The 11,545-nt window shown below is 66.7% G+C and carries 11 protein-coding genes; 6 read left to right on the top strand and 5 right to left on the bottom strand.

Annotated elements, in window-relative coordinates; genetic code table 11:
- Positions 1 to 3: 3 nt before the first annotated feature.
- From ACZ1I5_RS02615 to ACZ1I5_RS02600, 4 genes are all read right to left on the bottom strand, one after another.
- Positions 4 to 474 (bottom strand): DUF1203 domain-containing protein, encoded by a 471-nt coding sequence (locus ACZ1I5_RS02615; RefSeq protein WP_465172188.1) that lies wholly within the window; start codon positions 472 to 474, stop codon positions 4 to 6.
- Positions 471 to 1,508 (bottom strand): bifunctional DNA-binding transcriptional regulator/O6-methylguanine-DNA methyltransferase Ada, encoded by a 1,038-nt coding sequence (gene ada, locus ACZ1I5_RS02610; protein WP_465172187.1) that lies wholly within the window; start codon positions 1,506 to 1,508, stop codon positions 471 to 473. Before ada ends, ACZ1I5_RS02615 begins: the two co-directional genes overlap by 4 nt.
- Positions 1,509 to 1,565: 57 nt before the next feature.
- Positions 1,566 to 2,231 carry a hypothetical protein gene (locus ACZ1I5_RS02605; RefSeq protein ID WP_465172186.1) on the bottom strand — a complete coding sequence of 222 codons (666 nt, stop codon included), beginning with the start codon at positions 2,229 to 2,231 and terminating at the stop codon, positions 1,566 to 1,568.
- 92 nt (positions 2,232 to 2,323) lie between these two features.
- On the bottom strand, positions 2,324 to 4,093 hold the full coding sequence (locus ACZ1I5_RS02600; RefSeq protein ID WP_465172185.1) for a methyl-accepting chemotaxis protein: 1,770 nt from the start codon (positions 4,091 to 4,093) through the stop codon (positions 2,324 to 2,326).
- Between the two features lie 284 nt (positions 4,094 to 4,377).
- Between ACZ1I5_RS02600 and ACZ1I5_RS02595 the strand changes: the two genes are divergently transcribed.
- From ACZ1I5_RS02595 to ACZ1I5_RS02575, 5 genes are all read left to right on the top strand, one after another.
- The gene (locus tag ACZ1I5_RS02595; protein WP_465172184.1) at positions 4,378 to 4,932 is read left to right on the top strand and encodes a F0F1 ATP synthase subunit delta; all 555 of its coding nucleotides are present in this window, start codon (positions 4,378 to 4,380) and stop codon (positions 4,930 to 4,932) included.
- A 29-nt stretch (positions 4,933 to 4,961) separates the two neighbouring features.
- Positions 4,962 to 6,491, top strand: a complete 1,530-nt coding sequence (gene atpA / locus ACZ1I5_RS02590; protein WP_465172183.1) for a F0F1 ATP synthase subunit alpha — start codon at positions 4,962 to 4,964, stop codon at positions 6,489 to 6,491.
- 73 nt (positions 6,492 to 6,564) lie between these two features.
- Positions 6,565 to 7,443, top strand: coding sequence for a F0F1 ATP synthase subunit gamma (locus ACZ1I5_RS02585; RefSeq protein ID WP_465172182.1), 879 nt, complete (start codon positions 6,565 to 6,567; stop codon positions 7,441 to 7,443).
- Positions 7,444 to 7,467: 24 nt separating this feature from the next.
- A complete protein-coding gene (atpD, locus tag ACZ1I5_RS02580; protein WP_465172181.1) occupies positions 7,468 to 9,003 on the top strand; it encodes a F0F1 ATP synthase subunit beta in 1,536 nt (511 codons plus the stop codon).
- A 132-nt stretch (positions 9,004 to 9,135) separates the two neighbouring features.
- Positions 9,136 to 9,387 carry an ATP synthase F1 subunit epsilon gene (locus ACZ1I5_RS02575; protein ID WP_465172180.1) on the top strand — a complete coding sequence of 84 codons (252 nt, stop codon included), beginning with the start codon at positions 9,136 to 9,138 and terminating at the stop codon, positions 9,385 to 9,387.
- Here the strand turns inward: ACZ1I5_RS02575 and ACZ1I5_RS02570 are convergent, their stop codons facing one another.
- Complete coding sequence (locus tag ACZ1I5_RS02570) at positions 9,388 to 9,825, bottom strand: DUF6265 family protein (protein WP_465172179.1); 438 nt, start codon at positions 9,823 to 9,825, stop codon at positions 9,388 to 9,390.
- Positions 9,826 to 10,006: 181 nt separating this feature from the next.
- On the opposite strand from ACZ1I5_RS02570, the gene ACZ1I5_RS02565 reads away from it, so the two are divergent.
- On the top strand, positions 10,007 to 11,524 hold the full coding sequence (locus ACZ1I5_RS02565) for a CpaF family protein (RefSeq protein ID WP_465172178.1): 1,518 nt from the start codon (positions 10,007 to 10,009) through the stop codon (positions 11,522 to 11,524).
- Positions 11,525 to 11,545 lie beyond the last annotated feature (21 nt).

Below are 11,545 nucleotides of genomic sequence, written 5' to 3'. Positions count from 1 at the left end.
AAATCAGGTGCGGTCGATCCTGGCGGCAAAGCAGCCGCGCTTCGCATTGTGCGCGTGCAGCCAGGCGACCGCCGGATCAGCGAAGAACCGGTCGATCAGCGCCGGCAGGTCGCGGCCTTCTATGAGGTCGGCGTCGGTCATCATGCCGGTCGCATCATAGGCACGGACCGACAAAGTGCGGATCGCGAGCTGTTCGGGCACTTCGTTCTCGAAGCGCGCCGCCTCGGTTGCCCCGTCGCGCACGAAGATCGCGTGGCGCTGGCGATAAGGCGAGGCGACCGGCAGATGCTCATAGTTGAGCAGCAGCACATGCTCCCCCGGCACCGCATCCTCGAGCGAGACGCGGCAGGGAAAGCCGGGCTTCGCATCGACCGGCAAGCGCACCATGCCGAGACCGGCAAGCTCCGCATCGCTGAAGCCGTACAGCGGCACGAACGGCGCCGGATCGAGCCCGGTGATGGCGAAGCCGTTCATGCCGCGCCCTCCCGCTTGAGCAGCACGGTCTTGCGGTCGAGGCCGTACGCATAGCCGCCGAGCGTCCCGTCGCTGCGCTGGGCGCGGTGGCACGGGATGACCACCGCGACCTGGTTCTGGCCGCACGCGGTGCCCGCCGCGCGGACTGCCTTTGGATTGCCGGCGATCGCAGCAAGTTCGCTATAGCTGCGCGTCTCCCCGGCCGGGATGGCGCGGAGCGCCTGCCACACCGCTTCCTGAAAGGCGGTGCCCTGCACGTCGAGCGGCAGGTCCTGGTGACGATCGGGCGATTCGACGCTCGCCACCACACGCGCCGCCAGATCGGCCAGCGCCGCGCCGCCGGGCACGATCTCGGCGTTGGGGAAACGCGCCCTCAGCGCGTCCTCGCCCTCCTCGAACGACACGCGGCACAGGCCCTTGTCGGTCGCGGCGACGAGCATCGGGCCGAGGCTGGTATCGGCAATGGTCCAGCGGATCGTCACCCCTGCCCCGCCCTTGCGCCAGGCGCTCGGCGTCATGCCAAGGCGCTTGGCGCCGCCTTCGTAGAAGCGGCTGGGCGCCGAATAGCCGGCCTCGTAAATCGCCTGGGTGACGCTGTCCTCGTCGATCAGTGCCTTGGCGGCGCGCTGCGCCTTGAGGCCGCGCGCATAAGCCGCGGGAGTCACCCCGGTCGCGCGCTTGAACAGGCGGTGGAAATGATGCGGGGCATAGCCGACCCGCGCGGCGAGCTCCTCGAGCCCGATGCCGTCCTCGTCCGCCTCGATCAGCGCTACCGCCCGCGCCACCGCGACGCGGTCGCGGCCGACCTCGTCAGGCGTGCAGCGCAGGCAGGCGCGGAACCCCGCCGCCCGTGCCTCGGCCCCGTCGCGGTAGAACAGGACATTCTCGCGCTTCGGGTGCCGCGCCGGGCAGCTCGGCTTGCAATAGATGCCGGTCGAGGTGACCGCACCGACGAAACGGCCGTCATAGGCCCGGTCGCGCCGTTCGAAGGCGGCCCAGGCGATATCGGCGTCGATGGCGAGTGGCTCTGTCATGATGCCGATATAGGCGCCGCCGATGCCCGCCACATCCCGAGGCTTGCGCTCAAAGCATCAGGCCGGCGGGGTTGCCTTGATCGTCAGCGCAACCGCCTTCGCCTCGCGCAGCAGCGCCGCGATACCGGCGTCATCGGCCTTGGTGCCATAGCGATTCACCACGACCACCCGGTTGCCGATGCTGGTGATGCAGGTTCCGACCGCCTGGAGATAGCTGATCCCGTTCCCCGTGACTTTGGTTGTGCCGCCCAGATAGGCGCAGACATCGTCCCGCCCGAGCGGTTTGATATCGCCGGCGAATTGCGGCTTGCCCGGAATGGCCTTGCCCGCATCTTCGGACACCTTCCTGTCGAATTCGTCCGACTGCAGCATCTTGAGGGTCTCGGGCTTGTCGAACTCGGCGCCGAGCGACGCGAGCAATTGCGGCCGATCGACGGCCACTGCCAGCGCCGCCGTTGGCGTCTTGATCAGAGTATAGTCGTTGGCGCCCGTGCCGATCGTGACGCCGCACTGGACCAGGGTCAGATCCGTGACGCTGTTGGGGTCGGCCGCCGCGATCATCTGCGCGATATCGATCTGCACGCCTTGCGGCAGGCAATAGCCCTTGGGCAGCGGCAGGGAGAAGTCGACGCCACCGACCCGAAACCCGGCGGGCGCCGCCGTATCGGCGGCGCTGACGGACGACGTGGCAAGCGCGGCGGCAAGCAGGAGCAGGGCTTTCATCGTCATCCTTGTCTTGGTGCGAGCTGGTGCCGGCACCCTATCCATCGCAGCGATGCCGAAAAGCCCCGATCGAGAATAATCGGCAGCGCGCCTCACGCCACCCTTACATCGTCGATCAGGCGACTGATCCGGCTGCGCAGCGTTTCGACGCCGCCGGCGACGGCTTCCGCGGTGTGCGCTACCTTCTCGGCGCTGCGCCGCGAGCGTTCGGCGCGTTCGTACAGGAGCTGCATGTTGGTCGCCGCATCGGCGGTGCCGCCTTCCACCTCGGCGATGGCGGCGGCGATGCGGCGGGTCATGTCGCGCTGCTGCTCGACCGCGCCGGCGACATTGGCGGCCGAGCGATCGAGATCGGCGGCGAGCGAATCGACTGACTGGATCGTCTCCAGCACCGTATCGCTCGCGCGGGAGACCGCGGCGAGGCGCGATTCGATCCGGCCCGCCGCTGCCTGGCTCTGGCGCGCCAGCAGCTTCACCTCGTCGGCGACCACCGCGAAGCCGCGACCGGCATCGCCGGCGCGGGCGGCCTCGATCGTCGCGTTGAGCGCGAGCAGATTGGTCTGCCCGGCGATTTCGGAGATGAGGTCGAGCACGCCGGCGATCTCGCCGACCAGGACGCCAAGCGATTCGGCATGCGCGCGACCTTCCAGCGTGCGCGCCCGCACATGCGCCGCACCCGTCTTGGATTCATAAGCTTCGTCGCTGATGCGCTCGATCGCCCCGGCGAGCGCCGCGCCGGACTGGGCGATGGTGCGGGCGCTCGATGCACTCTGCTTGGCCAGCGCCGCGGTCGCGAGCGCATGGTGCTCAGTCGTCCCTGCTTCGCCGGACATGGCGTTCGACGTCTCGCGCAGGGCGGGGCCGGCCGAGATGAGGTCGTGCACGACAAGGCCCGCCTCGCGCTCGAACACCGCGAACAGCGCATCGAGATCGGCCGCGCGTTTCGCCCGCGCTTCATGCTCGGTGACCTGGCGGCGGTGCAGCGCCTCGTTCGCACGGTGCGATTCCTCGCTGAGCCGCCGGGCATCGCCCGAGCGCTTGCGGGCAAAAGCCAGCGCGCGGGCGATCTTGCCGATCTCGTCGGTGCGGTCGAGGCCGGGGATCGGCGTGTCGTCGCGCTCGAGCGTGATGCCGCCAGTCGCGACCGCGATCTCGGCGAGCGGCTGTTCGATCCGCAGCGCCAGCATGCGCATGCCCCACCAGCCGATCAGCGCGGCGAGCAGAGTCACGAACGCGACCATGAGATAGGTCGTCGCAAAGCCTCGTTCGAGTGCGGTCCGCTCGCGCGCGGCATCCGCCCTAAGGTCGTCGATCAGCCCGTTGCTGGCGGCCGTCAGCGGATCGATCGCGGCATAGAGCGCGCCGCTGACGAAGAAATCGAGCTGGTCGACGCGGTGGCTGCGGAGCAGATCGAGCAGGCGCTCGATCGCGGCATCGGCATCCCGGCGCGCAACGGCGACCTGCGCGACGGCGGCACCGCGACGGTCATCGAGCGCCTGCCTCGAAAAGGAGCGCCAGTTGCTGCGGATGGTAGCGCGCGCTTCCTCGATCGCGCTGATCGCACTGTCGGCCGAGAGATTGCCGCTCTGCACCTTCTGCGCGGTGAGCAGGGCCGCGACATAGCTGTCATTGACGCGCTGGAGCTCGCCGATCGGATCGAGCCGGTCGAGCACGAGCGACCGCACGCCGTGGCTGGTGCTGAACGTGGTGCCGATGAGCGCGATGGCCAGCAGCGCCTGGATGCCGAGCAGGCTCCAGACGATACGGCGAAGCTGGGAGCGGATGCTGCTGCCGCCGGCGTCCCACCGCGCGGCGATTTGCTTGAAAGCGGAAAGGGCGGCGGCGATGTCTGGGCGAGGCATGGCCCGGCTATGAGGGCAAGACCCAAACGCATGGTTAACTGGTTGTTGCGGTTATGTGAAATTCTGGAAATATCGTGACATGCAGGAAATCGTGCCCGCACGGGCAATGGCGCGCACGATGAAACGGCACCTATATTATATAGCGAGGCTCAAGGGGGCAGGTCGGACTCGGGTTGCATCCCGCGTAACCCGATGCTAACCGCGCGGCGACCCATCAGGGGGGCCGATTCCGGCCTCCCTTTTCGTATGGGTCGCAAACAGTTCCAAACGAGGATTTCGATCGCGTGGAGACATCCGGCGGTATTCAAGCAAGCTTAAGCGGTCGCTACGCCACCGCACTGTTCGAGCTTGCCCGCGATTCAAAGACGATCGACGCCGTCGAGGCGAGCCTGGCCAATGTGCGCGCTGCGCTGGAGCAGTCGGACGAGTTCGCCCGGCTGGTCGCCAGCCCGCTGGTGAGCCGCCAGGACGCCGCCCGGGCCGTTGCCGCCACGGCGACCGCGCTGGGCGTCGATGGCACCACCAGGAATTTCCTCGGCGTGCTCGCCGACAACCGCCGTCTGGCGCAGCTGCCCGCGATCATCCGCGCGTTCCGCATGCTGGCCGCCAATCATCGCGGCGAGACCACGGCCGAAGTGACCTCGGCCCATCCGCTTTCCGACGCCCAGATCGATGCGCTGAAGCAGCAGCTTCGCACCCGCATCGGCCGCGACGTCGCGGTCGACCTGTCGGTCGATCCCACGCTACTTGGCGGGCTGGTCGTGAAGATCGGCTCGCAGATGATCGATAGCTCGATCAAGACCCGTCTCAACACTCTCGCGCACGCAATGAAAGGCTGACAGCTCTTAGCTGTTGGGAAAGGCTGACAATGGATATCCGCGCCGCTGAAATCTCGAAGGTCATCAAGGACCAGATCGCTTCGTTCGGTACCGAGGCCCAGGTCTCCGAAACCGGCCAGGTGCTGTCGGTCGGCGACGGCATCGCGCGCATTCACGGGCTGGACAATGTCCAGGCCGGCGAGATGGTCGAATTCTCGAACGGCGTGCAGGGCATGGCGCTCAACCTCGAGGCCGACAATGTCGGCGTCGTGATCTTCGGGTCCGACTCGGAGATCAAGGAAGGCGACGTCGTCAAGCGGACCGGCACGATCGTGGACGTTCCGATCGGCAAGGGCCTGCTCGGCCGCGTGGTCGATGGCCTCGGCAACCCGATCGACGGCAAGGGCCCGATCGTTTCCGACCAGCGCAGCCGCGTCGAAGTGAAGGCGCCGGGCATCATCCCGCGCACCTCGGTGCATGAGCCCGTCCAGACCGGCCTGAAGGCGATCGACGCCCTCGTCCCCGTCGGCCGTGGCCAGCGCGAGCTGATCATCGGCGATCGCCAGACCGGCAAGTCCGCCGTCGCGATCGACACCTTCATCAACCAGAAGAACGACCACGCCGGCGACGACGAGTCGAAGAAGCTCTATTGCATCTATGTCGCGGTCGGCCAGAAGCGCTCGACCGTCGCGCAGCTCGTCCGCACGCTGACCGAGAATGGCGCGATGGACTATTCCATCGTCGTCGCCGCGACCGCGTCCGACCCTGCCCCGCTGCAGTTCCTCGCGCCCTATACCGGCACCGCGATGGGCGAGTATTTCCGTGACAACGGCATGCACGCGCTGATCGTGTTCGACGATCTGTCGAAGCAGGCCGTCGCGTACCGCCAGATGTCGCTGCTGCTGCGCCGCCCGCCGGGCCGCGAAGCCTATCCCGGCGACGTGTTCTATCTCCACTCGCGCCTGCTCGAGCGCGCCGCGAAGATGAACAAGGACAATGGCTCGGGCTCGCTGACCGCGCTGCCGATCATCGAGACCCAGGCCGGCGACGTGTCGGCGTACATCCCAACCAACGTGATCTCGATCACCGACGGCCAGATCTTCCTCGAAACCGACCTGTTCTTCGCCGGCATCCGCCCCGCGATCAACGTCGGCCTGTCGGTCAGCCGCGTCGGTTCCGCCGCGCAGACCAAGGCGATGAAGAAGGTCTCGGGCTCGATCAAGCTGGAGCTGGCGCAGTATCGCGAGATGGCCGCCTTCGCTCAGTTCGGTTCGGACCTCGACGCCTCGACCCAGAAGCTGCTCAACCGCGGCGCGCGCCTGACCGAGCTGCTCAAGCAGCCCCAGTTCAGCCCGCTGCCCTTCGAGGAGCAGACGGCGTCGATCTTCGCCGGCACCCAGGGTTATCTGGATACCGTCGCGGTGCAGGACGTGGTGCGTTACGAAGCCGCGATGCTCGCCGATCTGCGCGCGAACCATGCCGATGTGCTCGGCCTGATCCGCGACACCAAGGATCTGGGTGACGAAGCCAAGGGCAAGCTCAAGGCTGCGCTCGACGCGTTCGCGAAGACGTTTGCGTAACTGACTTGTGCCCCCGCGAAGGCGGGGGCCCAGACTGGGTTCCCGCCTTCGCGGGAACACAAGAAGGAAAACAATGGCTAGTTTGAAGGCCCTCAAGATCCGCATCGGCTCGGTGAAGTCGACGCAGAAGATCACCAAGGCGATGAAGATGGTCGCCGCCGCGAAGCTGCGCCGTGCGCAGGAAGCGGCCGTCGCCGGCCGCCCCTATGCCGAGCGGCTGGAAAAGGTGATGGCGAGTCTCGCCGCCAAGGTGAGCGTCAGCGAATCCTCTCCGAAGCTGCTCGCCGGCACCGGCAAGGACCAGGTCCATCTGCTGATCGTCGCGACCAGCGAGCGTGGCCTGGCAGGCGCGTTCAACACCAACATCGTCCGTGCGGCCCGCCGCAAGATCGAGGAACTGGTCGCCGCCGGCAAGACGGTGAAGATCTACATCGCCGGCAAGAAGGGCCGCGTGCTGAAGCGCTTCTACCCGAACCTGGTCGTTGCCGATCATGAGATGGGCCATATCAAGCGGGTCGCGTTCGCCGATGCCCGTGCAGTGGCCGATGACGTGATCGCGCGCTTCGAGGCGGGCGAGTTCGATGTCGCTCACCTGTTCTACGCCCGCTTCCAGTCGGCGCTGGTGCAGGAGCCGATCGGCCGCCAGATCATCCCGGTCGCGATTGACGTCAATGCGGCCCCGGTCGACGATGGCGGTGCCGCGGTCGAGTACGAACCCGACGAGGAATCGATCCTGGCCGACCTGCTGCCGCGCAACGTCGCGATCCAGGTGTTCCGCGCGCTGCTCGAGAACGCCGCGTCGGAGCAGGGCAGCCGCATGACCGCGATGGACAATGCCACGCGCAATGCCGGCGACATGATCAACAAGCTCACGATCCAGTATAACCGCACCCGCCAGGCCGCGATCACCACGGAACTGGTCGAAATCATCTCTGGCGCCGAAGCGCTCTAAGCAGTTCGAAGCAAGGAAAGAACGATGGCAACCGCAGCCCCGACCACCGAGAAGCCTGCCCGCAAGCCGCGCGCGACCAAGGCAGCCGCTCCCGAGACCACGGCCACCGCGCCGGTCGCGACGACCAACAATGTCGGCCGCATCAGCCAGGTCATCGGCGCCGTCGTCGACGTCGCCTTCCCGCAGGGCAGCCTGCCGGCGATCCTTTCGGCGCTCGAGACCGACAATAACGGCAACCGCCTCGTGCTCGAAGTCGCGCAGCATCTCGGCGAGAACACCGTCCGCACCATCGCGATGGACGCGACCGAGGGCCTGACCCGCGGCCAGACCGTGACCGACACCGGTTCGCAGATCCGCGTGCCGGTCGGCCCGAAAACGCTCGGCCGCATCCTCAACGTCATCGGCGAGCCGATCGACGAGCGTGGCCCGGTCGGCCACACCGAGACGGCCCCGATCCACGCATCGGCACCTTTGTTCGTCGACCAGTCGACCGAGAGCGCCATTCTGGTCACCGGCATCAAGGTCATCGACCTGCTCGCCCCGTACGCGAAGGGCGGCAAGATCGGCCTGTTCGGCGGCGCCGGCGTGGGCAAGACCGTGCTGATCCAGGAACTGATCAACAACATCGCCAAGGGGCACGGCGGCACCTCGGTGTTCGCCGGCGTCGGCGAGCGTACCCGTGAGGGCAACGATCTGTACCACGAGTTCCTCGACGCAGGCGTCATCGCCAAGGATGCCGACGGCAATCCGCAGTCCGAGGGTTCGAAGGTCGCGCTGGTGTACGGCCAGATGAACGAGCCGCCGGGCGCCCGCGCGCGCGTCGCGCTGTCGGGCCTGACGATCGCCGAATATTTCCGCGACGTCGAAGGCCAGGACGTGCTGTTCTTCGTCGACAACATCTTCCGCTTCACTCAGGCGGGTTCGGAAGTGTCGGCGCTGCTCGGCCGCATTCCGTCGGCCGTGGGCTATCAGCCGACCCTGTCGACCGACATGGGCGCGCTGCAGGAGCGCATCACCTCGACCAACAAGGGTTCGATCACCTCGGTGCAGGCGATCTACGTGCCTGCCGACGATCTTACCGATCCGGCGCCGGCAACGTCCTTCGCTCACTTGGACGCGACGACCGTGCTCAACCGCGCGATCTCGGAGCTGGGCATCTACCCGGCGGTCGATCCGCTCGACTCCACTTCGCGCGTGCTCGAGCCGCGCGTCGTCGGCCAGGAGCATTACGAGACTGCCCGCGCCGTCCAGTCGACGCTGCAGAAGTACAAGTCGCTGCAGGACATCATCGCCATTCTCGGCATGGACGAGCTGTCGGAAGACGATCGCCTGACCGTGTCGCGTGCGCGCAAGATCCAGCGCTTCCTGTCGCAGCCGTTCCACGTCGCCGAGGTGTTCACCGGCATCCCGGGCAAGTTCGTGCAGCTCGAGGACACGGTGAAGAGCTTCAAGGCCGTGGTCGACGGTGAATATGATCACCTGCCCGAGAGCGCATTCTACATGGTCGGCGGCATCGAAGAAGCGATCGCCAAGGCCGAGAAGATGGCGCAGGACGCGTAAGACTTCCTCCCCTCCCGCTCGCGGGAGGGGACCGAGGGTTGGGCGCCCGGCCTAAGCTGGACGCACCGCCCGTGATTGACCGGGTGCCCACCCCCAACCCCTCCCGCAAGCGGGAGGGGAGTGAGAAACGAAATGCTGCACTTCGAACTCGTCACTCCCGAAAAGCTCGTCCGCTCCGAGGACGTGTACATGGTCGTCGTCCCCGGTTCCGAGGGCGATTTCGGTGTGCTCGAAGGCCATGCGCCCGTCATGTCGACGATCCGCGACGGCGCGCTGTCGATCTATCGCACCGAAAAGGGCGAGCCCGAGACGATTGCGATCGAAGGCGGCTTTGCGGAGGTCAGCTCGGCCGGCCTGACCGTGCTCGCCGAGCGCGCCGAATAACTAGCGCATTGCGCTGAAGTGCCAGCGCATCGGCTTGCTGCCGTCCAGCATTGAAATCTCCGCGTTGAGCGTGGCGCCGTCCCGCCAATAGCGGATGCGCTGCGGGTAATCATGCGCCGGATTGGCGAACACCATCTCGCTCGCGGTGCGGGAGGCGAGCGGGAACGCGACGCGTTGCCCACCCTGAGGTGAAGCCCAGAACACCGGCTTGCCCGCCGCGTCGGGCAGGATCTGGGTCGCCTCCCAGGATCGGAGCCGTTCCCCCACCCCGCTTCGCCCCGAACCAAGCATCATGCCGGCGCGGGGCGCGGTCCAGCATTCCTCCGTCCATGCCTTCCCTTCCTGCTGAATCCAGCAGCCGGCGAGCCAGGCCGGCAGGCCATCCGGATCCGGCGCTCGGGCCGACGCATTGCCCGCGCCCAGGGCCAGCAGACACATCAATGGCGTTATGCGGCGCATCCCCGTCCCTCCGAGTCCATCCATGACATAGCAGCCTGGCTCGGTTCTGGCTCGTACCTCCTCAAGAGCGGCGGAGCAGGCGCGGCGACACCCAATGTGGTTAGTCAATTATCAAGCCTTGGGCGCTAGGCCCGTCCCCGACCATGAGGAATCTATCGGCATGAGTGCATTTGGACGTCGTCCCGGGTTAGCCAATGGACCCGGAAGCCGTCCGGCATTCGGTGTCGCGCGCCCGATGCAGGGCGCCGCGGTGCCGCGCGAGGTGGACAGCGGCGGCGAGCAATTCCCGCCAATCCCGAAAATGCCGCTGCCCGGCAGCAATGACGGCGGCAACCCCGCTAACGCGGAAGCGCTGGCGCGGCTGGCCGATCGGCAAAATGCCTCGGGCGAGGCCGGCAGCAGCAAGGTCGAGGGCTTCGAAGCCTCGGTCCACAAGATCAAGGAACAGGTCCTTCCCCGCCTGCTCGAGCGAGTCGATCCCGAAGCCGCCGCCACCTTGAACAAGGACGAGCTGGCCGAGGAATTCCGCCCGATCATCGGCGAAGTGCTCGCCGAGCTGAAGCTGACGCTCAACCGCCGCGAGCAGTTCGCGCTGGAAAAGGTGCTGGTCGACGAACTGCTCGGCCTTGGCCCGCTCGAGGAATTGCTGGCCGATCCGAACGTGTCGGACATCATGGTCAACGGCCCCGAACAGACCTTCGTCGAACGCAAGGGCAAGCTGGAGCTGGCGCATATCCAGTTCCGCGACGAGGAGCATCTGTTCCAGATCGCGCAGCGCATCTGCAACTCGGTCGGCCGCCGCGTCGACCAGACCACCCCGCTCGCCGACGCCCGCCTAAAGGACGGATCCCGCGTCAACGTGATCGTGCCGCCGCTGAGCCTGCGCGGCACCGCGATCTCGATTCGTAAATTCTCCGCCAAGCCGATCACGCTCGACATGATGGCGGGCTTTGGATCGATGAGCCCGAAAATGGCGACCGCGCTGAAGATCGCCGGCGCGTGCCGGTTCAACGTGGTGATCTCCGGCGGTACCGGTTCGGGCAAGACCACGATGCTCAACGCCCTGTCGAAGATGATCGACCCAGGCGAGCGCGTGCTGACGATCGAGGACGCGGCCGAACTCCGACTGCAGCAGCCGCACTGGCTGCCGCTGGAAACCCGCCCGGCCAATCTGGAGGGCCAAGGCGAGATCAGCATCCGCGATCTCGTGAAGAACGCCCTGCGTATGCGCCCCGACCGCATCATCCTCGGCGAAATCCGCGGCAGCGAGTGTTTCGACATGCTCGCCGCCATGAACACCGGTCATGACGGCTCGATGTGCACGCTCCACGCCAACTCCCCGCGCGAGGCACTCGCCCGTATGGAGAACATGGTGATGATGTCGGACATCAAGGTGCCGAAGGAAGCGATCAGCCGCCAGATCGCCGATTCGGTCGAGATGATCATCCAGGTGAAGCGCCTGCGCGACGGCTCGCGCCGCGTGACCAACGTGACCGAAGTGATCGGCATGGAAGGCCCGGTGATCGTCACCCAGGAGCTGTTCAAGTTCGAATATCTCGACGAGAGCGCCGACGGGAAGATCATCGGCGAATATCGCTCGATGGGGCTGCGCCCCTACACGCTGGAAAAGGCACGGCAGTTCGGCTTCGACCAGGCCTATCTCGAGGCATGTCTCTGACGCCTTCCGACTCCGGCTGAG

This window comes from Sphingomonas sp. BL-S-30, from assembly GCF_055521475.1.
The sequence above is the reverse complement of the archived record's forward strand: the minus strand, read 5'-3'. Positions and strand labels throughout refer to the sequence as shown.